The organism is Cupriavidus sp. U2 (assembly GCF_009663685.2).
Classification (GTDB): Bacteria; Pseudomonadota; Gammaproteobacteria; order Burkholderiales; family Burkholderiaceae; genus Cupriavidus; species Cupriavidus necator_C.
The window spans coordinates 469985-496971 of record NZ_RCOG02000032.1 but is presented as its reverse complement, the minus strand read 5'-3'; the positions used below and the strand labels follow the sequence as shown (position 1 = coordinate 496971).

Genomic DNA, 26987 nt, shown 5'->3' with positions numbered 1-26987 from the left:
CCCAGGGCGGAACAGGCCCGGCGTGACGGGGCCGCGGTGGCCCTGGCGCCACCGCGGCACATGTTCCACCTACCGATTTCCATCATGGCGACTACGTCCGATCTTCCAGCCGTCCGGCCTCCCAGCCGCCTTGGCGACATCCTGTTCGGTGGCCTGACCCGCGGCGCCGCCATCGTCACCTTGCTGCTGCTTGGCGGCATCATCGTGTCGCTCGCCATCAGCGCATGGCCCTCGATCAAGCAGTTCGGCCTGTCGTTCCTGTGGACCGCCGAATGGGACCCGCCCGCCGACGTGTACGGCGCGCTCGTGCCGATCTACGGCACGCTGGTGACCTCGCTGATCGCTCTCATCATCGCCGTGCCGGTCAGCTTCGGCATCGCCCTGTTTCTCACCGAGCTGTCGCCCGTGTGGCTGCGCCGGCCGCTCGGCACCGCCATCGAGCTGCTCGCCGCAGTGCCGTCCATCGTCTACGGCATGTGGGGCCTGCTCGTGTTTGCGCCGATCTTCGGCGAGTATTTCCAGAAGCCGCTCGCCAATACGGTGGGGCAGGTGCCGGTGATCGGCAAGCTGTTCCAGGGCGCCCCGCTGGGGATCGGCCTGCTGTGCGCGGGCGTGATCCTGGCGATCATGATCATCCCTTACATTGCCTCGGTGATGCGCGACGTGTTCGAAGTCACGCCGGTGCTGCTCAAGGAGTCCGCCTACGGCATCGGCTGCACCACGTGGGAAGTGATGTGGCGCGTGGTGCTGCCCTATACGCGTGCCGGTGTGATCGGCGGCGTCATGCTGGGCCTGGGCCGCGCGCTGGGCGAAACCATGGCCGTGACGTTCGTGATCGGCAACACCAACCTGCTCGACAGCGCGTCGCTGTTCTCGCCGGGCAACAGCATCACCTCTGCGCTGGCGAACGAATTCGCCGAAGCCGGTGCCGGCCTGCACACTGCCGCGCTGATGGAACTGGGCCTGATCCTCTTCTTCATCACGTTCGTGGTGCTGGCCCTGTCCAAGATCCTGCTGCTGCGTCTTGCAAAGAATGAGGGTGGCAAATGAACCAAGTCAGTCAAGCCGTGTCCACGTCGTCGATTCCCGCCGTCCGCCCCGATTCCGAAGCGGTCCGCACCCGGCTCCAGGGTGCCCGCCGTCGCACCAACGCCCTTGCCCTGACGGCTTCGCTGGGCGCCATGGGTTTCGGGCTGTTCTGGCTCGCGTGGATTCTCTGGACCACCATCTCGCTGGGCGTGGGCGGCCTGTCGCTCGACCTGTTCACGCAGATGACACCGGCCCCGAACACCGCCGGCGGTGGCCTGGCCAACGCCATCTTCGGCAGCTTCGTGCTGGTGGGCGTGGCGACGCTGGTCGGTACGCCCCTGGGCATCCTGGCTGGCATCTACCTGGCCGAGTATGGCCAGAAATCGCCCCTGGCCTCGTTCACCCGCTTCATCAACGACATCCTGCTGTCGGCGCCGTCGATCGTGATCGGCCTGTTCGTCTACGCACTGGTGGTGACCCGCATGGGCCACTTCTCGGGCTGGGCTGGCGTGTGTGCGCTGGCACTGCTGCAGATCCCGATCGTGGTCCGCACCACCGAGAACATGCTGAACCTGGTGCCGAACGCGCTGCGTGAAGCGGCGGTGGCGCTGGGCACGCCGAAGTGGAAGATGGTGATGTCGATCACGGTCAAGTCGTCGTACGCGGGCATCGTGACCGGCGTGCTGCTGGCCGTGGCCCGTATTGCCGGCGAAACTGCGCCGCTGCTGTTCACCGCGCTGTCCAATCAGTTCTGGAGCGCCGACCTGAACAAGCCGATGGCCAACCTGCCCGTGACGATTTTCCGCTTCGCCATGAGCCCGTTCACCGAATGGCAGCAACTGGCCTGGGCCGGCGTGTTCCTGATTACCGTCGGGGTGCTGGCGCTGAACATCGTGGCACGCGTCCTGTTCAAGAAATAACTGGCGCCACGCATCACGCCTGACCTGACTACCGAATTCAAGCGAGACATCAGCATGACCTCTACCGTCATCGATATTCCCGACACCGTGCGCGCCAAGATCGACGTGCGGAACCTGAACTTCTACTACAACCAGTTCCACGCGCTGAAGAACATCAACATGTCGATCCCGGACCGCAAGGTCACGGCGTTCATCGGCCCGTCGGGCTGCGGCAAGTCGACGCTGCTGCGCACATTCAACAAGATGTTCGCGCTGTACCCGGAGCAGCGCGCCGAGGGCGAGATCAACATGGACGGCGAGAACCTGCTGACGAGCAAGCAGGACATTTCGCTGCTGCGCGCCAAGGTGGGCATGGTGTTCCAGAAGCCGACGCCGTTCCCGATGTCGATCTATGACAATATCGCCTTTGGGGTGCGCCTGTTCGAAAAGCTGTCGCGCTCGGAAATGGACGACCGTGTGGAGTGGGCGCTGTCGAAGGCCGCGCTGTGGAACGAGGCCAAGGACAAGCTGCACCAGTCGGGCTACGGCCTGTCGGGCGGCCAGCAGCAGCGCCTGTGCATCGCGCGCGGCATTGCCATCCGCCCCGAAGTACTGCTGCTCGACGAGCCGTGCTCGGCGCTCGACCCGATTTCCACGGGCCGTATCGAGGAACTGATCGCCGAACTGAAGGACGAGTACACGGTGGTGATCGTCACCCACAACATGCAGCAGGCCGCGCGCTGCTCGGACTATACCGCCTACATGTACCTGGGCGAGCTGATCGAGTTCGGCGAGACCGAGAAGATCTTCATCAAGCCGCACCGCAAGGAAACCGAAGACTACATTACCGGCCGCTTCGGTTGATCCGCAACGGCATTGCAGGACAATCCAGCATACGGACAAGCGGCCAGGAGAACACCATGACTGACAAGCACCTGTCGACCCAGTTCGACGCCGACCTCAACGCGATCAACACCAAGCTGCTGCAGATGGGCGGACTGGTGGAGTCGCAGATCGAACTGGCCATGCGCGCGCTGGCCGACTTCGACGGTGACCTGGCCGACCAGGTCATGGCCCGCGAGCAGCAGTTGAATGCGCTCGAAGTGGAGATCGATGCGGACTGCGGCAACATCATCGCGCGCCGCCAGCCCACCGCCCGCGACCTGCGCCTGGTGATGGCGATCTCCAAGACGATCACCAACCTCGAACGCGCCGGCGACGAGGCCGAGAAGATCGCCAAGCGGACCAAGCACATCATGGAAGATGCGGCCGCGCACAACATCAACTACGCCGAAGTGAAGCTGTCCGGCGAGATGGCCATCAACCTGCTGCGCCAGGCGCTGGACGCGTTCGCGCGCCTGGACACCGTGGCGGCGGCCCGCATCGTCAAGGACGACAAGGCCATCGACGAGGAATTCCGCGCCTTCGTGCGCAAGCTGATCACCTACATGATGGAAGACCCGCGCACGATCTCGGTGGCGCTGGACTTCCTGTTCATCGCCAAGGCCGTCGAGCGGATCGGCGACCACGCGAAGAACATTGCAGAATTCATCATCTACATCGTGAAGGGCACGGACGTACGCCATGTCTCACGCGAAGACATGGAGCGCGAAGCGTTGAGCTGAATGACGCGCCAGCACTGATAAGCGGAGAACTATTACATGCCGAGCAGTATTCTCGTTGTCGAAGACGAACCGGCGATTGCTGAACTGATCGCCGTCAATCTCCAGCACGCGGGGCACTATCCGATTCGTGCGTACAACGCCGAGCAGGCGTTGTCGCTGATGAGCGATGTCCTGCCGGACCTCGTGTTGCTGGACTGGATGCTCCCGGGCAAGTCGGGTGCCACCTTCGCCAAGGAACTGCGGACCAACGACCGCACCAAGCAGATCCCGATCATCATGCTCACCGCCCGTAGCGAAGAGCAGGACAAGGTCATGGGCCTGGAAGCCGGTGCGGACGACTATGTGACCAAGCCCTTTTCGCCGAAGGAACTGCTGGCCCGCATCAAGGCCGTGCTGCGCCGCCGCGCGCCGCAGCTGACCGACGACGTGGTGGCCATCAATGGCCTGCGTCTCGATCCGGCTACGCATCGGGTGACCGGTCAGGACGACAGCGGCCCAATCAAGCTGGACCTGGGTCCCACGGAGTTCCGTCTGCTTCACTTCCTGATGACGCATCCCGAGCGTGTGCACAGCCGGTCACAATTACTGGATCAGGTCTGGGGCGACCACGTGTTCGTGGAAGAGCGTACCGTGGACGTGCATATCAAGCGTCTGCGTGCCGCGCTGACCCCGGGGGGGTACAGCAACATGATCGAGACGGTCCGGGGCAGCGGCTATCGCCTGGCGCGGTCGCCCAGCCACTGACCGGAACGGGCCGGCGGCGGAGCAGCGGGGGCCGCGCCGGCCGATGTCGGATAATGCCGGCTCAATGCCACGCTGCGATGCCTTGTTGTGGCAGACTTTGTCGCAGTGCGAACGCACTGAATCTCTTCTACTCCGCGCATGAATGTCATCTGGGCCCGCTCCGCGGCCATCCTTGCCGGTCTCGTGCTGATAGCCGCGGGGCTGTATGCCGTAGCCGGCGCCGTGCCCGGCCTGCTTTTCCTTTCCATTTCGCTGTTCCTGCTGCTTGCGTACTACCTGTTCCAGATCAACCGTCTGTGGCGGGTGCTGGACGCGCCGGCCTACGGCGAGATCCCCAGCGCACTCGGGCTGTGGGGCGAGGTGTATTACCGCCTGCACCGGCTGGTCAAGCGATGGCGCACCCAGGTGCTGCAGGTGGAACAGCAGCACACCCGGTTTATCCAGGCCATCCAGGCGTCGCCCTATGGCGTGCTGATGCTTGACGATGCCGACCAGATCGAATGGTGCAACGGCGTGGCCGAGCAGCACTTCGGGCTGAACGCGCGGCGCGACGTGCGCCAGCGCATTACGCACCTGATTCGCCGGCCCGAGTTTGTCCACTACCTGACGCGCGAACGCTATGACGAACCGCTGGTGATGCGCGACATGGGGGAACACAAGCGCGGTATCACGTCGGTGCAGATCCTTCCGTATGGCGAGAACCGCAAGCTCGTATTGACGCAGGACATTACCAAGGTTGAAAGCACCGAGGCCATGCGCCGCGACTTCGTGGCCAATGTCTCGCACGAACTGAAAACGCCGCTGACGGTGCTGACGGGCTTCCTCGAGACCGTGCGCGACCTGCCGGTCTCCGAGGAAGACCGCAAACGCTACATCGATCTGATGCTGGTGCAGTCGATGCGGATGCAGCACATCGTCGAGGACCTGCTTGCGCTGGCCAAGCTGGAATCCGACGCGCAGCCGCCGTCGCACGACCGTGTCAACGTGGCCGCGCTGGCCGCCCACATGGTGCACGACGCCGAGGCGTTGTCCCAGGGCCGGCACGACATCGAGACCGATATCGATACCGCCGTGGTGCTGCGCGGTGCGGAAGGCGAGCTGCTGTCGGCACTGGGCAACCTGGTGTCGAACGCGGTGCGCTACACGCCCGACGGCGGACGCATCGCCATCCGCATGACCTTTACCGACGGGCACTCGGTGTTCTCGGTCAGCGACACGGGCCTGGGCATCGCGCCCGAGCATATTCCCCGCCTGACCGAGCGGTTCTACCGGGTGGATCGCAGCCGGTCGCGCGATACGGGCGGTACCGGTCTGGGGCTGGCCATCGTCAAGCACGTGCTGTCGCGCCACCATGCCGATCTGCGTGTGACCAGCGAAGTGGGGCGCGGTAGTACGTTCCGCATCGTGTTCCCCGTGGACCGCAGCGGCTACGAGCCGGACGCCGCGCAACCGCTGTCCCGGCTGAGCGACGCCTCGCGCCACGCTGCCTGAGCCCGGACACGCCCGGCGCCATGAAAACAGGCCGCTGCCCGGTGCGGGAGCGGCCTGTTTCATTCCGAAACCCGGCGGCGATCAGGTGCCGAACTTCAGCAGCAGTTCCTGTTGGCTGACGCGCTGGAGCTTGGCGCGCGACGGCTTTCGTACGTAATCGCCATTGGGCTCCATGATCCAGGCCGATGCGTTGTCGTGCAGATGCACCTGCAAGCCTTCCTTGATCACGCGGGCCTTGAGCGTACGATCCAGGATCGGGAAGGCCACCTCGACGCGTCGGAACAGGTTGCGGTCCATCCAGTCGGCGCTGGACAGGTACAGCACATCGTCGCCGGCCGCGTGGAAGTAATAGACGCGGTGATGCTCCAGGAAGCGGCCGACGATCGAGCGTACCGAAATGTTCTCCGACAGCCCCGGCACGCCGGCGCGCAGCGCGCAGACGCCGCGCACGATCAGGTCGATCTTCACGCCCGCGCGCGACGCCTTGTAAAGCTCGTCGATGATGGTCGGCTCCAGCAGCGCGTTCATCTTGGCGATGATGCGAGCCCGCTTGCCGGCGCGCGCGTTGCGGGCCTCGGCGCGGATATGCTCCACGAGGTTGCTGTGCATCGTGAACGGCGACTGCCACAGGTGATTGAGCCGGATGGTGCCGGCCGTGCCGGTCAGCAGCTGGAACACGTGGTGAACGTCCTCGCAGACCTGCTCGTTGGCGGTGAGCAGCCCAAAGTCGGTGTACAGGCGGGCGGTGCGCGGGTGATAGTTGCCAGTGCCCAGGTGGGCGTAGCGCCGCAGCACCGCGTTCTTGGCCTTCGGGCCCGCCGGCTCGCGCCGCACGATCAGCAGCATCTTGGCGTGGCATTTGTGTCCCACCACGCCGTACACCACATGGGCACCGGCCGATTCCAGCCGTTCGGCCCAGTTGATGTTGGTTTCCTCATCGAAGCGCGCCAGCAGTTCCACCACCACGGTCACTTCCTTGCCGTTGCGGGCCGCCGTCATCAGCGCCTCCATCACCGCCGATTCGTTGCCGGTGCGATAGACAGTCTGCTTGATCGCCACCACGTTTGGATCGCTGGCGGCCGCCTGCATCAGGTCCAGCACCGACGAGAAGCTCTCGTAAGGGTGATGCAGCAGCACGTCCCGCTGGCGGATCACGTCGAACATGCTCGTGCCGGGCGGGAAGGCCTTGACCACGGCGGGCACGTGCGGCGGGTATTTCAGGGCAGGGCGGTCCACCAGATCGGGAATCTGCATCAGCCGCACCAGGTTCACCGGGCCCCCCACGCGGTACAGGTCCTGTTCGGTCAGGCCCGATTCCAGCAGCAGGCGCCGCGACAGCGCCGGCGGCGTGTCGGACGATACCTCCAGGCGGACCATGTCGCCAAAGTGACGTGCAGGCAATTCGCCCTGCAACGCTTCGCGCAGGTCGGTGATTTCGTCCTCGGACACGAAGAGGTCGGAATTGCGGGTGACCCGGAACTGGTAGCAGCCCTGCACCTCGATGGCCGGGAACAGTTCGTGGACAAACGCCTGCATGAACGACGACAGCATCACAAAGCCGTACGGATAACCCGACAGCTTCTCCGGCATGCGCACCACGCGGGGCAGCGCGCGCGGGGCCTGCACGATGGCCAGGTCGGCATCGCGGCCGAAGGCGTCCTTGCCGGACAGCTCGATCACGAAGTTCAGGCTCTTGTTGAGCACGCGCGGGAACGGATGGGCGGGGTCCAGCGCTATGGGCGTCAGCACCGGGCCCAGCTCGCGCGTGAAGAAGTCCCGCGCCCAGGCGCGCTGCGCGTCCGTCCACGTGCCGGTCAGGTGAAAAAACACCCCTTCTTTTTCCAGCGCGGGGAAAATGACGTTCTGCAGCATGTCATACTGCGATGCCACGAGCCGCTGGGTGCGCTCCGTGACAAGCTGGTAGGCCTGCTGGATCGAGAGGCCATCGGGCGTCAGGCCCGATGCGTTGTCCCGCATCTGCTCCTTCAGGCCGGCCATCCGGATTTCAAAGAACTCGTCCAGGTTGCTGGACACGATACAGATGAACTTCAGCCGTTCCAGCAGCGGGACATTGGGGTCGGCGGCCTGCGCAAGCACGCGCGCGTTGAAATCCAGAATGCCCAGCTCGCGGTTCCAGAGCGAGCCAGGCGGCGTCGTCGACATGTCTATGACCTTATTTTGGCGATGAGGCGACTTTTTCATAGATCCGTGTCATTTTGATGACACTTTGATTTTGTCATGATGCAGACATGACAGGGACATAATCTTTCGGGTTTTGGCCCGCCACGGCCGATCCCGCGTAACACTGACGCAATGACACAGAATCCCCGCTTGCTGGCCGCCGTCGACATGGGCTCCAACAGCTTCCGCCTGATGATCGGGCGGGTGGATGAAACGCCCACGGCCTCCGGCCCCGCCAGCCAGATCTTCCAGGTCGATGCGCTGCGCGAGCCGGTCAGGCTGGCCGCCGGCCTGACGCCGGACAAGTATCTGGACCAGCCGGCCCGCCGCCGGGGTGTTGACGCGCTGCGCCGCTTTGGCGACCGCCTGCGCGACTTCGCACCCGAGCAGGTGCGCGCGGTTGCCACCAATACGCTGCGCGTGGCCAGGAATGCTTCGGATTTCCTGATCGAGGCCGAGGCTGCCCTGGGATTCCCGATCGAAGTGATCGCCGGCCGGGAGGAAGCGCGCCTGATCTACCTGGGCGCGTCGCATGATGCGCCGGCTTGCCAGGGCAACCGGCTGGTCGTGGATATCGGCGGCGGTTCCACCGAATTCATCATTGGCAGCGGCTATCAGTCCAAGCTGATGGAAAGCCTGTACATCGGCTGCGTATCGCATAGCCGCCAGTTCTTTCCGAGCGGCAACGTCGACGAATACGCGTTCAAGCAGGCCGAACTGGCCGCGCGCCGCGAGATCCAGGTACTGGTGCGCCAGTACAAGGCAGCCGGCTGGCAGCAGGCGGTAGGGTCGTCGGGTACTGCGCGCGCCCTGGCGGAACTGATCGAGCTCAACGGGATGAACGACAGCGCGTCCGAGCACGGCATTACGCGTGAAGGGCTGGAGCGCCTGAAACGGGCGCTGGTCAAGGCCGAGAACACGAACCGGGTGAAGCTGACCGGCCTGAAGGCCGACCGGATTCCGGTGCTGCCTGGCGGCCTGTCGATCATGCTAGGCGTGTTTGCCGAACTCGATATCGACCGCATGGACGTCACGGACGGCGCGCTGCGACTGGGTGTGCTGTACGACCTGCTGGGCCGCAGCCATCATGAGGACATGCGGACCGTAACGGTGGACCAGTTCATGCGCCGCTATGCCGTGGACCGCCCGCAGGCCATCCGGGTGGGGCAGGCGGCCCGCGATCTGCTGGCGCAGTTTCCCGAGCCGCGCAACGAGCGCCGCGAGGACAACCTTGCGTTGCTGGGCTGGGCAGCCAGCCTGCACGAGATCGGCATGACGATCTCGCACAGTGGCTATCACAAGCATTCGGCCTATATCGCCACGCACGCCGACATGCCCGGTTTCTCGAAGACCGACCAGGCGCGCCTGGCCACGCTGCTACTCGGCCACGCGGGCAAGCTCGGCAAGCTGTCCGGCAGCGGCAAGTTCCTGGACTGGCGCATGCTGTTCAGCCTGCGGCTGGCGTTTGTACTATGCCGCCGGCGTGGCGACATGAAGCTGCCGCACATCCAGGTCAGGCAGCGTTCAGACGAACTCGACGAGGGCTTCGAGGTGCGGCTGCCGAAATCGTGGATCGATGCCAATCCGCTGGTGGAATACAGTCTGACGCAGGAAGCCGACGAGTGGGAGCGCGTGGGCAAGCGTTACAAGGTCGTCTACATCTGAGACGGCGGGGCAACCCGGCCAACCGGCGACGAAACAGGAACGGCGACTCCGATGAGTCGCCGTTCCTGTTTCCGGTACCGGATCGATCAGCCGTTTCGTCCGGTAAGAGGGGCTGCCGATCAGCGGTCAGGCCGATTGCATGCCCAGGAAGTGCCGGGCATAGCGCGGGTTCATGTCGCGCACGCGCAGCAGGGTCAGGAAATCTGCGACATTGAAATCGGGGTCCCAGGCGGGCAGGCCGCAGATCCTGGCGCCCAGGCGCAGATAGCCCTTGATCAGCGCGGGCGGCTCCACGTCAAGCGTCTGGTTCAGGTCGTCCACCGGCAGCGGCACGCGCGGAAAGGCGTGATATTCGATCGGTGCCAGCGACTTTTCGGCGAACTGCCGATAGAGGCTGGCCGCGTAGTGGCCGCCGTCGCTCATCGGTACGCTGGCGCAGCCCAGCATCGATTCGAGGTTGTAACGCTGCAGGTATTCGCCCAGGCCGCCCCACAGGGCCATGATCACGCTGCCCGAGCGGTAGTCGCGGTGCACGCACGAACGGCCCAGTTCCAGCATTTTCGGGCGCAGGTGCGCCAGGCGGACTAGATCGAATTCGGATTCCGCATAGAGGCAGCCGATGCGCTTGGCCTGGTGCGGCGGCAGCACGCGGTAGGTGCCCACCACCTTGAGCGTTTCCTGGTCGCGTACGATCAGGTGGTCGCAGTAGGCGTCGAACATGTCCACGTCGGTCTCGGTGGCCGACGGTTGCAGGCGCGCGCCCATTTCCTCGGCGAACACCTTGTAGCGCAGGCGCTGCGCCTCGGCTACTTCGTCCTGGTGACGTGCCCACGCCACGCTGAAAGCAGGCGCCGGAGCTTGAATCTGGGTTTGGAGTTGTGCTGGCTGACGAGGAAGACGCCTCCGCGCCGACTGGCCGTTGAGGCCAGTGGGCAAGGAGTCGAAAAGCGGCTGGGTAGGCGTCGGTAAGTCTCGCATCAGTGTGTCCTTTCGGTGACGAAACGGCTTCGAAACAATGTAGAGAGGCCGGGTGACAGCGCCGTGAACCGATGATGACGCTTCCGTGACTGACACATCGTTGTCGCCGGCACAAGCCTTAACGATAGGACAGGCTTCCGCTAGAGCACATCGGCGATCGTCCAAATGAACAAACAGATGCCAAATTTGTGACAGCGAAATCTCATTTTTCGCCGTCATTGTCTTAAAAATGGTTCAGAGGAGGTCGGGCTGAATCACCGCGCGGAGTACGACCTGCGCTTCGTTTTCGCGTGTGCGTCCGGCTAGCCACCAGATGCCGCTTTTCTTCACGCTCCAGGGCAGTTCCTGGCCGGCCAGCAGCAGGCTGGCCAGTTGTCCGATCCACGGCTGGTGGCCAACCACGACGGTGTGGTCGCTGCCCTGAGGCCAGTCGATCGCGGCCAGCACGGCGCCCACATCGGCGCCCGGCGCCAGATCATCGAGGATTTCGGCCTTGCCCGACAGGGCCGCCGCGGTTTCCCGCGTACGCAGGGCCGGGCTGCAGACCACGCGGTAGTCGGCGGGCAGGTGGGCGCGCAGCCAGTTGGCGGACGTTTCGGCCTGCTTGCGGCCGCGGCGGGTCAGGGGGCGCTGGAGATCGGCGCTGCGGGAGATGCTCAGGGCATCGGGCAGATCTTCGGCCTCGGCATGGCGCCACAGGATCAGATTCATATTCGGCAGGGGCTTTGTCGAGCCTTGAGTATGGTGACGCGCGGGGCGTGCCGCAAGTGCGCGACCGGGCCGCCAAAAACAAAACGGGCCATCCAGTGGGCAAAGCCCACGGATAGCCCGTCAGTGTCGGGAGCAGCGATGTCAGCCGCGTGACAGCGGCGCATCGGCTGCGCGCCGCGAACTCAGGACTTGTGGCGGAAGTTGATGCGGCCCTTGGTCAGGTCGTAGGGCGACATTTCCAGGGTGACGCGGTCGCCGGCCAGGATGCGGATGCGGTGCTTTTGCATCTTGCCCGAAGCGTATGCCCAGATTTCCACGCCGTTTTCCAGCGTCACGCGATAACGGTTGTCGGGCAGGGCTTCCGACACCACGCCGCCAAATTCAATGAGTTCTTCCTTAGCCAATCTGTTTTCCTTTGTGGCAGCCACGAAGGCTGCGTTAAGTTGGTGAGTATCCTGTGGGCGCCCGGTCGCGCGCATCCACGTCATGCCGCCATGGCGGCCGCCGCGCGATACGTCGTCGGGAAGCAAGCTGACGGGCTTGGCAAACCATGGAAGCCAGGCGGGTCAGAGAATCGAGTAGGGGCGCGGATGACCCTGACGATTGCCTTGCCACTTGCGGTTGCGCGGGCGTCTGGCGCAACCGTGTACATCACGGGGACAGCGGGCAAGGTGTTTCCGGGGCCGGCAACGCATCCGCCCTGTCATATCCGAATCAACAATATGAGGGCGGGCCGGCGGTATTCCAGTGCGCCAGGCGGCGCTTTCCCGGTTAACAGGGCATGCTCAGATACCCCGAACTGACGCGCGATTGTAGCACGATCGCACCATCTTCGCAGGCGCAGCATCCGCTACGGCGCTGTTGCGCCAACGCCATGCACAGGCGGCTGGTGCCATTGTGCAGCGCGGCGCGGCGCCGCCGGTACACGGTCCGAATGCGATCCATTCGCCACATGGACGAGATGCGCGGCAGGGGGCCGTGATCCTTGCCCTGCGGCACAAATTTGGCCAGAACGAACACGAAAAAAGAAAAAGGGCTCACGTCTTTCAACGTAAGCCCTTGATCCCTTGTACCTAAAACTACTTGCAAATATGGTCGGAGCGATAGGATTCGAACCTACGACCCTCTGATCCCAAATCAGATGCGCTACCAGGCTGCGCTACGCTCCGGAGCCGGCGATTCTATCGCGACACGTGCGGCCAGGTCAAATGTGGCGTGCGAAGGATGGCAACGGTCGGAAGTGGCGGGCACGTACCCCGCTTCAGGTGGGATCGTATTTGGCTTGACTTGATGCGTCGCGCTGACATAATCCGCACACCGCATCGGTCCGACCCGGCGCTTCACGCCTGGCAATGCTGTGCCCACCCGGACCTGGTCCCACTATCACAACTATGGCACGCCAGCCCCGCTAGCGACGCGGACGCGCTGCGCCGTGCCTGATCCATACTTCGCCCGCGATGCCCCGCATCGACGTGACGCGGAGGTGCCGGACTTGCGGAAACAAAACAGGACGGCTGCTCGCAGGCCGCAAACAGAAGGCAGTCCGGTGCCACGCGGGGCACCGGCGATGTCTTTGTGAACGGGAATGAAGATGTTTCAGTCGCAGGTGGTAGTGCTGATCGCGGCCTTGTTCGTGCTGCAGATGGCGATCGTCTGTGCCGTATTGCGGCGCTCTGCCGGTATGGAGCGCAGCGGGCTCACCTCGTGGGCGATCGGCGATCTGGTAGTGACCCTGGCCGCGGTATTGCTGGCCGCCCATGGCTACCGTCCCGAATGGCCGCTGGCCGCCTTGCCCGAGCTGGCCCTGACGGCCGGGCTGTCGATGATGGTCCACGGCACGCGTCATTTTGTCGGCAAGCCGGGGCGGGCCCTTGTGCTGGCCCTGCTGAACCTGCCCGGCGCCATCGTGTTCGGGTTGCATGCGGCCGGGGGACTGATGGGGGGCGCGCCCGGTCTGTTGTCGGCCGGGATGCTGGTGTCGCGGTCTGTCGTGGCAGGGCTGATGCTCGCCTCGTCGTTGATCCAGATGCTGCTGTTGCTGGAAATGATCCGCGTGGTCGTGCCGCGTTTGCCCGCGAAGCGCGGCACGGGTCGCCTGGCCATCCTGTCGCTGACGCTCGTGGCGCTGGCCTGCACCGTGTTTGCAGGCGCGCAGGCATGGGCGCCGCTGTCGACGCTGGTCGACGGCCACCCGCTGGCCACGCCGGACGAGCGCGACAACATCACCCTCTGTTTTGTGTTCGGCGTGGTGGGGCTGTCGGTCAGCTTCGCGCTGATGGCGCATGACCGCCTGCGGCGCATCATCGAACGCCGCGCGCGCCATGACGACCTGACCGACGTGCTGTCGCGCGGCGCGTTCTGGGAAGAGCTGGAACTCGAATGCAAGCGGGCCGAGCGCCAGCGCACCGCGTTCACCGTGGCCTTCATCGACCTCGATCACTTCAAGGCCATCAACGACCTCTACGGGCATCTGGCGGGCGACAGCGTCCTGCGCCATTTTGCGGGCCTGCTGCGCAAGGCCGCACCGGCGCGGGCCGTGCTGGGCCGGCTGGGCGGCGAGGAATTCGCGATTGTCATGCCCGACACCACGCTGGAAACCGGCCGCGCCATCAGCGTCCGGCTGAGCGCGATGGTGCGTTCGGCGCCATGCCCGTCCGAACCCGATGCCATCGCCTATACGGTCAGCATCGGCATGGCCGAGCGCCAGGCCGGCGAGAATGCCGACGCGGTCATGCGGCGCGCCGACCGCGCGCTCTACGATGCCAAGCAGATGGGCCGCAACTGCGTGTCCTCGCACGACACGGCCGAGGGTGTTGGCATGCCGCGCCGTCCTCGCGTGCGCGAGCGCGAGTCGTCCTGAGCACGGCCTGCCTATCGCTGTTTCGCCAGCCTTGGCCTGGGCCGACTTCGGTTTCGTCGAAATCTGATTCAAGGCGCGGCTCGCCGATGCTATAGATGCGCAGGTCACTGCAACGCGCCTTGCGCCAACATCCATGGACATCATCAGGCCGGAACACGCTGCCCAGCAGGCCAGGCAGATTCACCAGAACATTCCCGGCGCGACGTCGATCTCGATCCTGCGCCGCGTGCATGATTCCCGCTATGCCACGCGGTACTTCGTCGGCAATGGCCTCGACATAGGCGGCGGCATCGATTCCATCGCGCTGTTCGGCGACATGTTCCCGGCGATGAAGCATGTCTTCGTCTTCGACATGCAGCATGGCGACGCCCAGTACCTGGAACGGGTGGAGGACGAATCGTTCGACTTCGTCTATTCGTCGCACTGCCTGGAGCATATGGTCGATCCGGCGGTGGCCATCCGGCACTGGATCCGGGTCGTGAAGCCGGGAGGGCACCTGGTGATCCAGGTGCCGGACGAAGACCTGTACGAGCAGGGGCACTGGCCCTCGCGGTTCAACAACGATCACAAGCACACGTTCACGATGTACAAGGCGCAGTCGTGGTCGCCGGTGTCCATCAATGTCATCGACTTTGTCCGGGCCGTATGCGACCAGGTATCGCCAATCTCGATGTTTCGCGTCGACATCGGCGTGCGGCAAAGCCTGCTGAACCGCGATTTCGATCAAACGCGCACACCTACCGCGGAGTGTGCCATCGAGTTCATCCTGCAGAAGCATCCCAGGTAGGCGGGCGCGTTCCCCTCGCGCAACCGGTGCGGTAGAATGCACGCCTTGCCGCAACGGCAAGGCCGTCCAAGGCCCAGCAAGCCACGGCCATCCGCCCTTAGCTCAGTTGGATAGAGCACTCGCCTTCTAAGCGAGCGGTCAGAGGTTCGAATCCTCTAGGGCGGGCCACTGATTCGATTCATACCAGTGCTGTGAGCGATTGACCACGCCAACCACAAACAGCATCACGGGAACCTCGATCAACACGCCGACGACGGTGGCCAGCGCCGCCCCGGACTGGAATCCGAACAGGCTGATGGCGGTGGCCACGGCCAGCTCGAAGAAGTTGCTCGCGCCGATCAGCGCCGATGGGCCCGCCACGCAATGGGCCACGCCGAGCTTGCGGTTCAGCAGGTAGGCCAGGCCGGCGTTCAGCAAGACCTGAATCAAAATCGGCACGGCCAGCAGCAGGATGATCAGCGGCTGCTCGACGATGGCATTTCCTTGGAATCCAAACAGCAGCACCAGCGTCGCGAGCAGGGCGGTGATCGAGTAGGGGCCGAGCGCGCCAACGACGCGCTTGTAGGTGGCGTCGCCGCGCGCCAGCAACGCCTTGCGGATGGCCTGTGCGATCAGCACCGGCACCACAATGTAGAGCGCGACCGACGTGATGAGCGTGTCCCACGGCACGGTAATCGACGACAGGCCTAGCAGCAGCGCGACAACAGGCGCGAAGGCCACGACCATGATCGCGTCGTTGAGCGCTACTTGCGACAGGGTGAAGTACGGGTCGCCTTTGCAGAGCTGCGACCAGACAAACACCATCGCCGTGCAAGGCGCCGCCGCCAGCAGGATCAGGCCGGCGATATAGTTGTCGAGTTGATCCACTGGCAGCCAGCCAGCGAACAGGTGACGGATGAAGATCCAGCCCAGCAGCGCCATGGAGAACGGTTTGATCAGCCAGTTCACAAAGAGCGTGACGCCGATGCCGCGCCAGTGTCCCGCGACCTGGCCCATGGCACCGAAATCGATCTTGATCAGCATCGGGATGATCATGATCCAGATCAGCACGCCGACCGGCAGGTTCACCTTTGCAATCGCCATGGCACCTATCGCGTGAAAAAAGCCGGGCAACCATTGGCCAAGCAGGATGCCGGCCACAATGCAAAGCGCTACCCAGACGGTCAGGTAGCGTTCGAAGACGCCGATGGCGGTGGCTTGCGCGGCCCCTGCTGACCGTTGCGCTGTGTTCATTGCCCCGCCTCGGCAGGCGGCTCGCCGATGGCGCGTATCTCCTTCTGGATAGCGTTGCGGTCCAGCACGTGCAGCGGCAGGTTCACGAATTGGCTGACGCGGTTCAGGATCTGACGGAAGACCTGGTCAAAGACCTTGCGCTTCTCGTCGTCCGAGCCCTGGATGGCGGCGGGGTCCATAAAGCCCCAATGCGCCGTGATGGGCGTGCCCGGCCAGATCGGGCAGACCTCGCCCGCGGCCTGGTCGCAGACGGTGATGACGAAATCCATCCGCGGTGCATCGGGCAGGGCGAATTCGTCCCAGCTCTTGCTACGCAGGCCCGAGGTGTCGTAGCCAATCGACTGGCACCGCTCGATGGCAAAGGCATTGACAGCGCCCGCCGGATGGCTGCCGGCGCTGTAGGCGTGAAAGCGTCCCTTGCCGAGCACGTTGAACAGTGCTTCGGCCATTACGCTGCGGGCGGAGTTACCGGTGCACAGCACCAGTACGTTGAAAGTCGTGTCGGGCATGGTGCCTGTTGGGCGGGTGAGCGATGTTCGGGCGAGCGGGTGCGTCCTCGCCCGCTTTATGGGTCAGGTCTCAGTTGCGACGGAACAATAGGACACCGGGGAGCACGGATTGCCGCCACAGCAGTTTTCCGTGAGATAGCCGAGCAGGGCATTCATGGTCTCGAAGCGCGCCATGTAGATGATCGACCGACCCTCTTGGCGGCTGGCCAGCAGACCGGCGCGGTGCAGTTCCTTGAGGTGGAACGACAGTGAGGAGGCCGGCATCTCCATTCGCTCGGCAATGCGGCCCGCGGGCAGGCCTTCGGGGCCGGCCTGCACGAGTAGACGAAACACGGCCAGGCGGACGGCGTGGGCCAGCGCAGAAAGGGCCTCGAGAGCGTTATCGGTTTCCATGATTCGAATATAGTCGAATCATGGAAATTTCGCAACTACGGCCATCCCGGCAAGCGTGCTTCTGTGACAAACACCAGCCGAGTGCCAGCCTGCTAGGAAAGGTAGCCGGCCGCGCCATCCCACAGCAGCTTCATGGCCGTGATGACCAGCAGTCCGTAGCAGGCCCGGTACATCTGGCGTTGATCGAGCCGCGCGTGCAGGCGCCAGCCTAGCCAGACACCCGCAGGGACGGCAAGCAGGCAGATCGCCATCAATGTCCAGACGGCGCCAGCCGGCCTTGCCAGCGCCAGCCACGGCACTGCCTTGAGGACGTTGCCCACCGTAAAGAACATGCTGGTGGTTCCTGCGTAGACCTGCTTGCTCAGGCCCAACGGCAGCAGGTAGATCGCCAGAGGCGGCCCGCCGGAGTGGGCAACCATGGTGGTGATCCCCGACGTCAGGCCCGCCGCCACGGCCTTGGGGGAGGAGCGGGGCTGCACTGCGACGTCGCCGCCCCGCAACAGCCAAAGCCCGACAAAGCTCAACGTGACCACAGCCATGACGATGGAGATGGCGCGATGGTCCAGTACCCTGAACAGGAAGTAGCCGACCCCGATGCCTGCCACCAGCCCGGGCACCAGCAACACCAGGTCGGGCCTGGACCACGTCGATGGCTTCCAGTAGCGCAGGCTGAACAGATCCATCGCAATGAACAGCGGCGCCAGCAGGCCGCCGGCCGAGACGGGGTCCATTACCAGCGACAACAGTGGAATGCCGACGATGGCAAATCCTCCACCAAAAGCGCCCTTCATGAAGCAGATCAGGAAAACCCCGGCAAAGGTCACGAGGATGGTGGTGGTATTGAGTTCCATGATGGCTTCGGCATTGAGGCGGGTCGTCTGGCGATCATCGTAGGACGCGTATCCAATACAATCAAATCATTGTCATGGATACAATTTCCGTGACCCCACCGAAAGCTGCCCAGGGCTGCCCAGGTTGCGGATGGCGCCCGTGATATGATTCGCGCGCGAACTAAATCGATCAACGCTGCCGGGCCCAGCATGAAACATCGTCTTGTGTATCTCCTGAACGTTGGACAGCGACGGCTGCAACGCTGGTCGCAGGCGCGTGCCGCCCGCGGTGGCGTCACGGCCGCGCAATCGGGGCTGCTGTTCTTTCTGGGCACGCACAACGGCGCGCTGATGAGCGAAGCCGCGGCCGCGCTGGACCTGGGCGCGCCGGGAATGAGCGGCCTGGCCGACCGGACGGAAAGAGCGGGCCTGATCGAACGTCGCGCGGACGAGATGGACGGCCGCGCATCGCGGCTGTGGCTCACGGACGCAGGGCGCGCCGCGCGGCAGCGTGCCAAGGCGGGCATGACGGATCTCAACGCCAGGCTGACCGAGGGCTTTACCGAAGCCGAGATCGATGTGGTGGCGCGGTGGCTGACCAGCCTGCAGACCAAGTTTCCGGTTGCCGGCGATGCGCGCGACGATCGCGACGATCGCGACGAGGGCCACGACTAGGCGGCGCCTGGCCTGGTCCGCGGCTGGGCAGCACGATGCAGCCTATTGCTGGCTGACTTTCGAGAAGTCCGGCTTGCGTTTTTCGGCAAAGGCTGCAAATGCTTCGCGGGCTTCCGCGCTCGTCAGCCGCTCCTGGAACTTCGCGCTCTCGGTATCCATCTGCGTCACCAGCATCGCGGCCTGGCGCATCAGGGCTTTCGTCGCGCTCAGCGACCCGGCAGGCTTGGCGGCAATACGTTCTGCGATCTGCCGCGCCTCGGTACGGAGCTGGTCATTGGCGCACACCTTGTTGGCGATGCCCCAGGCGAGCGCGGTCTGCGCGTCGAGCGGATCGCCCATGGCAAACATCTCGAAGGCCCTCGCGTGGCCGATGCGCAGCGGCACCAGATAGCTGGAGGCCGCTTCCGGCACCAGGGCAAGGTTGACGAACGGCGTGATCAGTTGCGCGTCCTGTGCCAGCAGCACGTAGTCGCAATGCAGCAGCATTGTGGTGCCCACACCCACCGCCTTGCCATGAACGGCGGCAACGATGGGCACCGTCGCCTTCGCCAGCGCATGCAGAAAGCGGTGGACATGCCGTTCGCTGGGGCCCTTGCCCACGGCGATCGCCGCGAACTCGCCCACATCGTTCCCCGCAGTGAACATGTCGCCATCCCCTTGTACCAGCACCACGCGCACGTTTCCGTCATGCTCGGCGCCCTCGATGGCGTCGGCCAGGGTGCCGTACATCTCGTTGGTCAGGGCGTTCTTCTTGTCCGGGCGGGCAAGCGTGATGGTCAGTACACCATGGGTCAGGTCAACTTGAATGGCCGCGGTCATGCTGGTCTCCGTTGTTTAAGTTCGCATGCGAAGTATATAGATGATTCGTATGCGAAGTAAACCGTCGGCGATGCCATGCGAAGCGGGCAGCACGGCGGGTTGCAATCAGCGATACGGGGCCATAATCAGCACATTCCCATCATTGTCATGCGACCGCTCGCCATGCCTCGACACCGCTACAAGCAACTGGTCGACCAATTCGCCGCAGATATCCAGGACGGTCGGCTGCGTCCCGGCACCCGGTTGCCGACACACCGTGAGCTTGCCGCCCGCGAAGGCCTGGCGCTTGTGACGGCGACCCGCGTCTATGCGGAACTGCACGCCATGGGGCTGGTAAGCGGCGAGACCGGACGGGGCACGTTCGTCAAGGAAGTGCTTCCGCGTGGACACGGCATCGATCTCCAGCCATGGAGCGACGACACCGTCGACCTGAGCTTCAACAATCCGTCGATACCAGGCCAGGGCGACCTGCTCCGGACGGCGCTGCGCGAACTGGCCGGCACGGGCGATCTCGAGGCGTTGCTCCGATACCATCCGCATGGTGGCCGGATGCGTGACCGCGAGACGATGGCCCGGCATCTTGCCGGACGCGGATTGTCCGCCCGCGCGGAGAACACGGTGCTGGTAAGCGGCGCACAGCACGGCCTGACCGTCACGGCGATGGCGTTGCTGGAACCTGGCGACGTGGTCGCGGTTGACGCGCTGACGTACCCGGGATTCAAGCTCACCGCAGAAGCGTGTCGGCTGGAACTGGTGGCGATTCCCGCGGGCACCAAGGGTCCGGACCTGGACGAACTGGCGGGACTGTGCCGGCAGCGCCGGGTGCGCGCCGTGTACACAATGCCGACGCTGCACAATCCGCTGGGCTGGGTCATGAGCGCGCGCGGGCGGCGCGATCTGGTTGCCATCGCGCGGCGCCATGGTCTGATCCTGATCGAAGACGCTGCATACGCGTTCCTGGAAGCCGACGCGCCGCAGCCATTGGCCGCATTGGCGCCCGAATTGACCGTGTACGTATCGAGTCTCTCCAAGAGCGTGGCAACGGGGCTGCGTGTCGGCCCGGTCTGCGCGCCGCCAGCCTGGATTCCAAAGTTCGAGCGCACGATCCGCGCAACCACCTGGCATACGCCAACCATGATGACCGCCATTGCCTGTGGCTGGATCGAAGACGGGACGGTCGCGCGCCTGGAGGCGCAGAAGCGAAATGACACCGCCTTACGCCAAGGTGTCGTGACCGAAGTGCTCGGGCATCTGCATCCCGTCCGGCACCGTGCGTCCTATTTCGTCTGGCTGCCGTTACCGGAAGACGCACGAGCCGATGCCATCGCCAAGACGCTGCTCGCGCAGCGCATATCCGTATCCACCGCGCTTGCCTACGCTGCTTCGAAACAGGTGCCGCATGCGATCCGGCTCGCACTGGGCTCCGTCCCCGTTGACATGCTGCGGCAGGCACTGCAGACCGTCGCCAGGGTCGTGGACGATCACGCGTACCGGTAGCCTTCTGCTAGCCGGGCGGCGCAGGGCGTGCGGCGTGGGCGCGCGGCTGGCATGGCCAGTGCTTGGCATGCTCCATCCCGAAACGGACGAACCAGGAGGACAAGCATGGCTGACAGAACGCTTGATGGCCTGAAAGTGGCCATTCTCGTGACCGACGGATTCGAGCAGGTGGAACTTGAGGAGCCTCGCAAGGCGCTGGACGCCGCGGGCGCCACAACCCAGGTCGTTTCCCCCAAGGACCGCGAGGTGAAAGGCTGGAAGTTCAAGGAGTGGGGCGACGCAACGCCGGTGGACAGGCCATTGGCGCAGGTGCGCGCCGACGACTTCGACGCGCTGCTCTTGCCCGGTGGTGTGATCAACCCCGACGCGCTGCGCATGGATGCGTCTGCCGTGTCGTTCGTCAAGTCATTTGTCGATGCGGGCAAGCCTGTGGCTGCCATTTGCCATGGGCCGTGGACGTTGATCGAGGCGGGCGCGGTCAAGGGGCGCAGGATGACGTCGTGGCCGTCGCTGAAAACCGATCTGGTCAACGCGGGCGCCAACTGGGTCGACGAGCAGGCGGTGGTGGACGGCAACTTGGTCACCAGCCGCAACCCCGACGACATTCCGGCGTTCAGCCGGGCAGCCATTGAGATGTTCGCAAGTGCACGTCGTAAATAGTCCAAAAGCGCGCCACCCGGCAACGCAGTCGATGCGCGCTGCCCATCGACCATGACGCAAAGGTGACGGCTGTCCAGACGAACGGCGCTGATGGCAGCAGTTCGGAGAAAGTAAAAAACGAATCACGCGAGCATCGCCTGCAAGAACGGCACGTACTTCGCCACTTCTGACCGTTGGCCCGTGGCGGGGTCTTCCGCTGGTACGACATTTGCACGCTGCTGGCTAGATATGTTCCGACAGGGAGGCGGCCGTGAACTCGTCAAACAGCGATGTGGATTATGCCGAACTGGGGTTGCAGGATATTCCTGACACGCGCCCCCTGGCCATTGTCACCGGGGCATCGACCGGCATCGGCTTTCACCTGGCGGATTGTTGCGCGGCCAGCGGCATGGATCTGATCGTCGTGGCCGACGAACCCGAGATTGCCGATGCAGCCGCCCGCCTGCGCGAACATGGCGCGGCGGTGGAGTCGCTGGTTGCCGATCTCTCCACGCGGGCAGGCGTGGACGAACTACTATCCAGCGTGCGCGGCCGGCGCATCGACGTGCTGTGTGCCAATGCCGGCAGGGGTCTGGGCCATGCCTTTGTCGACCAGGATTTTGCCGATATTGCGCGGGTGCTCGAAACGAACGTGGTGGGTACCTTGTACCTGCTGCATAGCGTGGCGCGGCATATGCGCGAGAACCGCGCCGGCCGCATCCTGATCACGGGATCGATTGCGGGCCTGATGCCGGGCACCTACCAGGCCGTCTACAACGGCACGAAGGCGTTCCTGGATTCGTTTGCCTTTGCGCTGCGCCACGAACTGGCCGATAGCCGCGTCAGCGTGACGTGCCTGATGCCGGGCGCCACCGAGACCGAGTTCTTCCGCCGCGCCGACATGCTCGATACGCGCATGGGCGAGGCGAAGAAGGATGACCCCGCAGATGTGGCGCGGCAGGGATTCGAGGCCATGATGCGCGGCGAGGCCGAAGTGGTTACCGGGTGGCAGAACAAGCTCCGGGCGGCCATCGCATCGATCACCCCGTCGGATCTGCTTGCCGAACAGCATCGCAAGATGGCCGAGCCGCTCGACAAGGAGCGCAAGGCCGAAGGCGCGGTGCGCTGAGCCCTTTCACAGGAGCAAAACCATGGCCGACAGCCAGTCGCAACCCGCTTCCGGTGCTTCCGGTGCTTCCGGTACTTCCGGCAGCGTCGATCCGATCGAACTGCAAAAGGCACTCAAGGGGCTGGACTATCCCGCCACACGGGGCGCGCTGATCTCTGCCGCGCGCGACAACCGGGCGGACGACCGCATCATCAACGCGCTGATGCGCATACCGGAACAGCACTACGAAAGCCCCACCAAGGTTTCCGAAGCGGTGGCCGCTCACCGGGACGACCCTGCACGTTGAGCATCGCGGCGAGGCGGGCGGACACCCTTGTCGCCGCTTGGCGCATGTCGTCCACGGCATGCCGGACTCGCGTTGTGCGTTGCACCGGGCCGTTCCCGATTGGGCCTTCCGTGCATGGGCTTCGCAAAAGGCGGACGCATTTCTTGCCAGTGGCGGTAGTGCCTACACCGACAATGTGCATCGCGCCGACTCCGTTGCCGGCGATTGCTTTGGCAGGCAGTGCGCCGATGTGGAGAAACGGTGACATCGGGGCAGGCTGTCGCAGCCTGCCCCGCCTGCTGCCTGATGTGGCGCTCAGGCCGCCATCCGCAGCAGATCGGCGGCGCGCTCGGCAATCATGATGGTGGGCGCGTTGGTGTTGCCGCCGATCAACGTGGGCATGACCGAGGCGTCCACCACGCGCAGGCCTTCCACGCCGTGAACACGCAGTTGCGGGTCCACCACGGCCATCGCATCGACGCCCATCTTGCAGGTGCCCACCGGGTGGTAGATGGTGTCGGCGTGGGCGCGCACGAAATCGCGGATGGCCGCATCGTCGCCTTCGCCGGGCCCGAGCAGGGCGGTCAGCGGGTCGCTGCCGCCCGCTTCGGCCAGCGCGGACTGCGCGAAGATCCGCCGCATCAGCTTCACGCCGGCCACCATGCCGTCCAGGTCGGACGCGGCAGACAGGAAGCGGGGGTCGATGCGCGGGGCATCGCGCATGTCCGCCGATGCCAGTTCCACCGTGCCACGGCTTTCCGGGCGCAGCACGCAGGCGTGGCAGGAATAGCCATGGCCGGGCCGGCCCTTGCGCAGTACGTTGGAATTGCCCAGCAGCGCCGGCGCGAAATGCAGCTGCAGGTCGGGGGCGGCCAGGCCCGGTCGCGTCCGCACGAACGCGCCGGCCTCGGCCACGGGCGATGCCAGCATGCCGGTGCGCCGCCAGCGGTAGCGCATGACCTCGCCCGCCATGCGCGCCACGCCGCGCAGCGAGTAGCCGTAGAGATGCCACGACGTGACCGGCTTGCCGATGATGACGTCGAGATGGTCTTGCAGGTTCTGGCCCACGCCGGGCAGGTCGTGCACCACGGCCACGCCCACGCTGCGCAGGTGGGCGGCCGGGCCCACGCCCGACGCCATCAGCAGCTGTGGCGAATGGAACGCGCCGCCGCTGACGATGACCTCGCGCCGCGCGCGCAACGTCTGGGTCTGGCCGTCGCGCACCACCTCCACGCCCACGGCGCGCTTGCCTTCGAACACGATGCGCAGCGCCTGCGTGCCGGTCATCACGTTTAGGTTCTGGCGGCCGCCGTTGTGGCCGGCGTCGGCGCGGTTGCCGCGATGCAGGTAGGCGCGCGCCGCGTTCCAGCGTTCGCCATTGAACTGCGTGGCCTGGTACAGCCCCACGCCTTCCTGCTCGGCACCGTTGAAGTCCTGGTTCAGTGGCAGCCCCGCCTGCGCCGCCGCCTGCACGAAGCGGCGCGAAAACGGATTCGGCGTGCGCAGGTCACTGACATGCAGGGGGCCGCTGCCGCCGTGCCAGGCGTCGTCGCGGCCGGCATTGCGCTGGTTGCATTCGCTGCGGCGGAAGTAGGGCAGCACGGCGTCGTAGCCCCAGCCCTCGCAGCCCAGTTCGGCCCAGCGGTCGTAGTCGCTACGGTGGCCGCGCACGTAGAGCATGGCGTTGATCGACGAACTGCCGCCCAGTCCGCGCCCGCGCGGCTGGTACGACTGGCGGCCGTTCAGGCCCGGCTGCGGCACGGTCCGGAAGCCGTAGTTGCGCGGCCCCGGGTGGGGCACCGTCCTGGCGATGGCCAGCGGCGTCCAGACGCTGGGGTGATGGTCGTCAGGCCCCGATTCGAGCAGCGCCACGGTCACGCCCGGCTGGTCCGCCAGCCGTCCGGCCAGCGCACAGCCGGCCGAGCCGGCGCCCACGATGATGTAGTCGAAGCTGGTATCGCCCATGAATGGTGTCTCCTCGGCGTTGTTCTTGTGGGGGGCTTATTTCTGGAAGCCGTGCGGCGTCACGATATTGAAGTTCGGGTCGAACGTGTCGAGCATGCCGAACAGGCCTGCCACGGCCTGCGGATTGCCGTCTATCCGGACCGCGCCCGACTGCATGGCCTGCGGCAGCGTCAGCTGTTTCAGGCTGATCTGGTCCAGCGTGGCCTTGGTCAGCGAAACCGTGGCGTTGGGCTGCGCGTGCTGGGCCTCTGCCACGTAGGTCAGCGCGCTGTTGCGCAGCGTCATGGCATAGCGTTGCTTGAGGTCGGTGAATTGCCAGTTCAGCGTCAGGGTCTTGCCGGCTGCCTTGTCGGCGTTCAGGCGGACCGCCAGGAAATCGAAGAAGTTCGGCACGCTCAGCGCGCGGACCAGGTCCGACGAACTGGTACCCGTGGTGGACGGCCTGGCCACGCCATCGCGCAATTCCTGGGCGCCGGTCAGATAGATATTGCGCCAGGTGGCGTTCTCGCTCTGGTAGCCCAGCTGCTCCAGCGCGTCGGCCTGCAGCGCGCGGGCGGCGGCGTTGGACGGATCGGCGAATACCAGTTCGTTGCCGATCTGGCTGACCCAGCGGTACTCGCCCCGCGCGTAGGCGTCGCGCAGGCGGGCCAGCACGGCGTCGGGGCCGCCCATCCATTCGATGGTCTTCCGGGCGGCCTGCTCGGGCGGCAGCGGATTCAGGTGGGCCGGGTTGCCGTCATAGAAGCCCAGATATCGCTGGTACACCGCGCGAACATTGTGGCTGACCGACCCGTAGTAGTCGCGCGCATACCATTTGCTGGCCAGCGGCTGCGGCAGGGTTTTTAGCTGATCGGCGATGTCCAGCGGCGTGTAGCCCTGGTTCATCAGGCGCAGCGCCTGGTCGTTCAGGTAGGCGTACATGTCGCGCTGGTCAGATAGCATTTCGACGATGCGCTCGCGGCCCCAGGTGGGCCAGTGATGCTGGCCGATCAGGATGTCGGTGCGCTCGCCGTAGCGCAGTAGCGCCTGGCCCAGGAAGTACGACCAGCCCTTGGCATCGCGCACCTGCGCGCCGCGCAGCGTCAGCACGTTGTGCTGGGTGCGCACGGCGTTCTCGGCCATGCACAGCGTGCGGAACTGCGGCAGGTAGACATTCATCTCCGCCGGCGCCTCGGTGCCGGGCGTCAGCTGGAATTCGAAGTCCACGCCATCGATGCGCCGGGACTCGATCGGCCTGGTGATCGACGACGTGGGCGCCAGCAGCGTCATGGTGCCGCGTGCCGTGGCCTTGCCCAGGCCGGTATCGACCTGGCCTGTGGCGCTTTTCGGCAGCTGCGTGCCATACATGTACTGCGCGCGGCGGCTCATGGCGCTACCGGCCAGCACGTTCTCGCTGACCGCTTCGTCCATGAAGCCGCTTGGCGCCAGGATCTCCACCTTGCCGCTCTTGACATCGGCTTCGTTGACGATGCCGCGCACGCCGCCGAAGTGGTCGACGTGGCTATGGGTGTAGATCACCGCCACCACCGGCTTGCGGGGGCGGTGGGCATAGTACAGGTCCAGCGCGGCGCGGGCGGTCTCGGCGGTCAGCAGCGTGTCGATCACGATCAGACCGGTATCGCCTTCGATGATGTTCATGTTGGCGATGTCCGCGCCGCGCAGCTGGTACACGCGGTCGGTGACCTTGAACAGCCCCGCTTCGTTGTTCAGCTGCGCCAGTCGCCACAGGCTGGGATTGACGGTTTTTGGCGCGTCCGCCGCCGATTCGAACGCGTAGGCGTTGAAATCCCACGCCACCTTGCCGTCCGCGGTCTTGATGGCGGACTCCGGAAAGCGCGCCACCAGCCCGCGCCGGGCGTCCTCGAAATCGGCGCGGTCCGAGAACGGCAGGCGGCGCAGCCATTCGGCATTCGATTGCTCGGTCAGCGGCGTGGCGGCGTTCGGGCCAGCTGGGGCGGCCGAAGCGGCCGGCGCGGCGGGCAGCGCCAGAACGGCTGCGGCCAGCATGGCGGTGCGGGCAAGACGCATGGGAAATCGACTCCTCGGTTGGGCAAGGCATCCAT

Annotated in this window: 26 protein-coding genes and 2 tRNA genes; 15 read left to right on the top strand and 13 right to left on the bottom strand. The window is 65.0% G+C overall.

The genetic code is table 11. The annotated features are described in order from the left end of the window. Window positions 1-84 precede the first annotated feature (84 nt). The 6 genes from pstC (at window position 85) to phoR (ending at window position 5788) form a co-directional block, all read left to right on the top strand. Window positions 85-1050 carry a phosphate ABC transporter permease PstC gene (gene pstC / locus D9X30_RS26495; protein ID WP_153945333.1) on the top strand — a complete coding sequence of 322 codons (966 nt, stop codon included), beginning with the start codon at window positions 85-87 and terminating at the stop codon, window positions 1048-1050. After that, complete coding sequence (gene pstA / locus D9X30_RS26490; protein ID WP_153945332.1) at window positions 1047-1949, top strand: phosphate ABC transporter permease PstA; 903 nt, start codon at window positions 1047-1049, stop codon at window positions 1947-1949. The genes pstC and pstA overlap by 4 nt, the downstream gene beginning before the upstream one ends. A 54-nt stretch (window positions 1950-2003) precedes the next feature. Beyond that, window positions 2004-2792, top strand: coding sequence for a phosphate ABC transporter ATP-binding protein PstB (pstB, locus tag D9X30_RS26485; protein ID WP_061959259.1), 789 nt, complete (start codon window positions 2004-2006; stop codon window positions 2790-2792). Window positions 2793-2848: 56 nt separating this feature from the next. Further along, window positions 2849-3553, top strand: a complete 705-nt coding sequence (gene phoU / locus D9X30_RS26480; RefSeq protein WP_153945331.1) for a phosphate signaling complex protein PhoU — start codon at window positions 2849-2851, stop codon at window positions 3551-3553. A gap of 36 nt (window positions 3554-3589) precedes the next feature. Next, a complete protein-coding gene (gene phoB, locus D9X30_RS26475) occupies window positions 3590-4297 on the top strand; it encodes a phosphate regulon transcriptional regulator PhoB (RefSeq protein ID WP_066735924.1) in 708 nt (235 codons plus the stop codon). Between the two features lie 138 nt (window positions 4298-4435). Next, the gene (gene phoR / locus D9X30_RS26470) at window positions 4436-5788 is read left to right on the top strand and encodes a phosphate regulon sensor histidine kinase PhoR (protein WP_153945330.1); all 1353 of its coding nucleotides are present in this window, start codon (window positions 4436-4438) and stop codon (window positions 5786-5788) included. Between the two features lie 81 nt (window positions 5789-5869). Here the strand turns inward: phoR and ppk1 are convergent, their stop codons facing one another. Continuing rightward, on the bottom strand, window positions 5870-7990 hold the full coding sequence (gene ppk1, locus D9X30_RS26465) for a polyphosphate kinase 1 (protein WP_153945329.1): 2121 nt from the start codon (window positions 7988-7990) through the stop codon (window positions 5870-5872). Window positions 7991-8101: 111 nt separating this feature from the next. Between ppk1 and ppx the strand changes: the two genes are divergently transcribed. Beyond that, window positions 8102-9634: an exopolyphosphatase gene (gene ppx, locus D9X30_RS26460; RefSeq protein WP_153945328.1), complete on the top strand. Its 1533-nt coding sequence runs from the start codon at window positions 8102-8104 to the stop codon at window positions 9632-9634. Between the two features lie 126 nt (window positions 9635-9760). Here the strand turns inward: ppx and D9X30_RS26455 are convergent, their stop codons facing one another. From D9X30_RS26455 to D9X30_RS26435, 5 genes are all read right to left on the bottom strand, one after another. Further along, window positions 9761-10612, bottom strand: coding sequence for a GNAT family N-acetyltransferase (locus D9X30_RS26455; RefSeq protein WP_153945327.1), 852 nt, complete (start codon window positions 10610-10612; stop codon window positions 9761-9763). Window positions 10613-10846: 234 nt separating this feature from the next. Then, window positions 10847-11323, bottom strand: a complete 477-nt coding sequence (locus D9X30_RS26450) for a SixA phosphatase family protein (protein ID WP_153945326.1) — start codon at window positions 11321-11323, stop codon at window positions 10847-10849. A 182-nt stretch (window positions 11324-11505) separates the two neighbouring features. Then, on the bottom strand, window positions 11506-11727 hold the full coding sequence (gene infA / locus D9X30_RS26445) for a translation initiation factor IF-1 (protein WP_008641674.1): 222 nt from the start codon (window positions 11725-11727) through the stop codon (window positions 11506-11508). 367 nt (window positions 11728-12094) lie between these two features. Further along, window positions 12095-12373, bottom strand: a complete 279-nt coding sequence (locus D9X30_RS26440; RefSeq protein ID WP_153945325.1) for a hypothetical protein — start codon at window positions 12371-12373, stop codon at window positions 12095-12097. A gap of 42 nt (window positions 12374-12415) precedes the next feature. Then, window positions 12416-12492: transfer RNA gene (locus D9X30_RS26435), tRNA-Pro, on the bottom strand. Between the two features lie 416 nt (window positions 12493-12908). Between D9X30_RS26435 and D9X30_RS26430 the strand changes: the two genes are divergently transcribed. The 3 genes from D9X30_RS26430 to D9X30_RS26420 all read left to right on the top strand — a co-directional run bounded on the left by D9X30_RS26430 (window position 12909) and on the right by D9X30_RS26420 (window position 15138). After that, window positions 12909-14183: a GGDEF domain-containing protein gene (locus D9X30_RS26430; protein ID WP_502799693.1), complete on the top strand. Its 1275-nt coding sequence runs from the start codon at window positions 12909-12911 to the stop codon at window positions 14181-14183. Between the two features lie 133 nt (window positions 14184-14316). Next, window positions 14317-14970 carry a class I SAM-dependent methyltransferase gene (locus D9X30_RS26425; protein WP_153945324.1) on the top strand — a complete coding sequence of 218 codons (654 nt, stop codon included), beginning with the start codon at window positions 14317-14319 and terminating at the stop codon, window positions 14968-14970. 91 nt (window positions 14971-15061) lie between these two features. Then, window positions 15062-15138 (top strand) — tRNA-Arg (locus tag D9X30_RS26420). On the opposite strand, the gene arsB is transcribed toward D9X30_RS26420, so the two are convergent. The 4 genes from arsB to D9X30_RS26400 all read right to left on the bottom strand — a co-directional run bounded on the left by arsB (window position 15109) and on the right by D9X30_RS26400 (window position 17956). Beyond that, a complete protein-coding gene (arsB, locus tag D9X30_RS26415) occupies window positions 15109-16203 on the bottom strand; it encodes an ACR3 family arsenite efflux transporter (RefSeq protein WP_153945323.1) in 1095 nt (364 codons plus the stop codon). The two genes, D9X30_RS26420 and arsB, sit on opposite strands and share 30 nt — an antisense overlap. Beyond that, window positions 16200-16712 (bottom strand): arsenate reductase ArsC, encoded by a 513-nt coding sequence (locus tag D9X30_RS26410; protein WP_153945322.1) that lies wholly within the window; start codon window positions 16710-16712, stop codon window positions 16200-16202. The genes arsB and D9X30_RS26410 overlap by 4 nt, the downstream gene beginning before the upstream one ends. Before the next feature lie 63 nt (window positions 16713-16775). Beyond that, window positions 16776-17105 carry an ArsR/SmtB family transcription factor gene (locus D9X30_RS26405; protein WP_153945321.1) on the bottom strand — a complete coding sequence of 110 codons (330 nt, stop codon included), beginning with the start codon at window positions 17103-17105 and terminating at the stop codon, window positions 16776-16778. A 92-nt stretch (window positions 17106-17197) separates the two neighbouring features. After that, window positions 17198-17956, bottom strand: coding sequence for a sulfite exporter TauE/SafE family protein (locus D9X30_RS26400; RefSeq protein ID WP_153945320.1), 759 nt, complete (start codon window positions 17954-17956; stop codon window positions 17198-17200). A 189-nt stretch (window positions 17957-18145) separates the two neighbouring features. Here D9X30_RS26400 and D9X30_RS26395 point away from each other — a divergent pair, with 189 nt between their 5' ends. Further along, a complete protein-coding gene (locus tag D9X30_RS26395; protein WP_153945319.1) occupies window positions 18146-18610 on the top strand; it encodes a MarR family winged helix-turn-helix transcriptional regulator in 465 nt (154 codons plus the stop codon). 42 nt (window positions 18611-18652) lie between these two features. On the opposite strand, the gene D9X30_RS26390 is transcribed toward D9X30_RS26395, so the two are convergent. Beyond that, the gene (locus tag D9X30_RS26390; protein WP_153945318.1) at window positions 18653-19429 is read right to left on the bottom strand and encodes an enoyl-CoA hydratase; all 777 of its coding nucleotides are present in this window, start codon (window positions 19427-19429) and stop codon (window positions 18653-18655) included. A gap of 162 nt (window positions 19430-19591) precedes the next feature. Here D9X30_RS26390 and D9X30_RS26385 point away from each other — a divergent pair, with 162 nt between their 5' ends. From D9X30_RS26385 to D9X30_RS26370, 4 genes are all read left to right on the top strand, one after another. Beyond that, on the top strand, window positions 19592-20926 hold the full coding sequence (locus D9X30_RS26385; RefSeq protein ID WP_153945680.1) for an aminotransferase-like domain-containing protein: 1335 nt from the start codon (window positions 19592-19594) through the stop codon (window positions 20924-20926). A 105-nt stretch (window positions 20927-21031) separates the two neighbouring features. Further along, window positions 21032-21586: a type 1 glutamine amidotransferase domain-containing protein gene (locus D9X30_RS26380; protein WP_153945317.1), complete on the top strand. Its 555-nt coding sequence runs from the start codon at window positions 21032-21034 to the stop codon at window positions 21584-21586. 250 nt (window positions 21587-21836) lie between these two features. Then, window positions 21837-22694: an SDR family NAD(P)-dependent oxidoreductase gene (locus tag D9X30_RS26375; protein ID WP_502799692.1), complete on the top strand. Its 858-nt coding sequence runs from the start codon at window positions 21837-21839 to the stop codon at window positions 22692-22694. Window positions 22695-22716: 22 nt separating this feature from the next. Next, entirely contained in the window at window positions 22717-22980 is a 264-nt protein-coding gene (locus D9X30_RS26370; RefSeq protein WP_153945316.1) for a DUF2795 domain-containing protein, read from the top strand. Between the two features lie 294 nt (window positions 22981-23274). On the opposite strand, the gene D9X30_RS26365 is transcribed toward D9X30_RS26370, so the two are convergent. Together D9X30_RS26365 and D9X30_RS26360 are read right to left on the bottom strand one after the other, a co-directional pair. After that, window positions 23275-24924 (bottom strand): GMC family oxidoreductase, encoded by a 1650-nt coding sequence (locus tag D9X30_RS26365; RefSeq protein ID WP_153945315.1) that lies wholly within the window; start codon window positions 24922-24924, stop codon window positions 23275-23277. Window positions 24925-24960: 36 nt separating this feature from the next. Further along, on the bottom strand, window positions 24961-26952 hold the full coding sequence (locus D9X30_RS26360) for an alkyl/aryl-sulfatase (protein ID WP_153945314.1): 1992 nt from the start codon (window positions 26950-26952) through the stop codon (window positions 24961-24963). Between the last annotated feature and the right edge of the window lie 35 nt (window positions 26953-26987).

Excerpts from the sequence above, each read along its gene's own strand:
- pstC (WP_153945333.1), top strand. The coding sequence starts at position 85 with ATGGCGACTACGTCCGATCTTCCAGCCGTCCGGCCTCCCAGCCGCCTT.
- pstA (WP_153945332.1), top strand. The coding sequence starts at position 1,047 with ATGAACCAAGTCAGTCAAGCCGTGTCCACGTCGTCGATTCCCGCCGTC.
- pstB (WP_061959259.1), top strand. The coding sequence starts at position 2,004 with ATGACCTCTACCGTCATCGATATTCCCGACACCGTGCGCGCCAAGATC.
- phoU (WP_153945331.1), top strand. The coding sequence starts at position 2,849 with ATGACTGACAAGCACCTGTCGACCCAGTTCGACGCCGACCTCAACGCG.
- phoB (WP_066735924.1), top strand. The coding sequence starts at position 3,590 with ATGCCGAGCAGTATTCTCGTTGTCGAAGACGAACCGGCGATTGCTGAA.
- phoR (WP_153945330.1), top strand. The coding sequence starts at position 4,436 with ATGAATGTCATCTGGGCCCGCTCCGCGGCCATCCTTGCCGGTCTCGTG.
- ppk1 (WP_153945329.1), bottom strand. The coding sequence starts at position 7,990 with ATGAAAAAGTCGCCTCATCGCCAAAATAAGGTCATAGACATGTCGACG.
- ppx (WP_153945328.1), top strand. The coding sequence starts at position 8,102 with ATGACACAGAATCCCCGCTTGCTGGCCGCCGTCGACATGGGCTCCAAC.
- D9X30_RS26455 (WP_153945327.1), bottom strand. The coding sequence starts at position 10,612 with ATGCGAGACTTACCGACGCCTACCCAGCCGCTTTTCGACTCCTTGCCC.
- D9X30_RS26450 (WP_153945326.1), bottom strand. The coding sequence starts at position 11,323 with ATGAATCTGATCCTGTGGCGCCATGCCGAGGCCGAAGATCTGCCCGAT.
- D9X30_RS26430 (WP_502799693.1), top strand. The coding sequence starts at position 12,909 with ATGAAGATGTTTCAGTCGCAGGTGGTAGTGCTGATCGCGGCCTTGTTC.
- D9X30_RS26425 (WP_153945324.1), top strand. The coding sequence starts at position 14,317 with ATGGACATCATCAGGCCGGAACACGCTGCCCAGCAGGCCAGGCAGATT.
- arsB (WP_153945323.1), bottom strand. The coding sequence starts at position 16,203 with ATGAACACAGCGCAACGGTCAGCAGGGGCCGCGCAAGCCACCGCCATC.
- D9X30_RS26410 (WP_153945322.1), bottom strand. The coding sequence starts at position 16,712 with ATGCCCGACACGACTTTCAACGTACTGGTGCTGTGCACCGGTAACTCC.
- D9X30_RS26405 (WP_153945321.1), bottom strand. The coding sequence starts at position 17,105 with ATGGAAACCGATAACGCTCTCGAGGCCCTTTCTGCGCTGGCCCACGCC.
- D9X30_RS26400 (WP_153945320.1), bottom strand. The coding sequence starts at position 17,956 with ATGGAACTCAATACCACCACCATCCTCGTGACCTTTGCCGGGGTTTTC.
- D9X30_RS26395 (WP_153945319.1), top strand. The coding sequence starts at position 18,146 with ATGAAACATCGTCTTGTGTATCTCCTGAACGTTGGACAGCGACGGCTG.
- D9X30_RS26390 (WP_153945318.1), bottom strand. The coding sequence starts at position 19,429 with ATGACCGCGGCCATTCAAGTTGACCTGACCCATGGTGTACTGACCATC.
- D9X30_RS26385 (WP_153945680.1), top strand. The coding sequence starts at position 19,592 with ATGCCTCGACACCGCTACAAGCAACTGGTCGACCAATTCGCCGCAGAT.
- D9X30_RS26380 (WP_153945317.1), top strand. The coding sequence starts at position 21,032 with ATGGCTGACAGAACGCTTGATGGCCTGAAAGTGGCCATTCTCGTGACC.
- D9X30_RS26370 (WP_153945316.1), top strand. The coding sequence starts at position 22,717 with ATGGCCGACAGCCAGTCGCAACCCGCTTCCGGTGCTTCCGGTGCTTCC.
- D9X30_RS26365 (WP_153945315.1), bottom strand. The coding sequence starts at position 24,924 with ATGGGCGATACCAGCTTCGACTACATCATCGTGGGCGCCGGCTCGGCC.
- D9X30_RS26360 (WP_153945314.1), bottom strand. The coding sequence starts at position 26,952 with ATGCGTCTTGCCCGCACCGCCATGCTGGCCGCAGCCGTTCTGGCGCTG.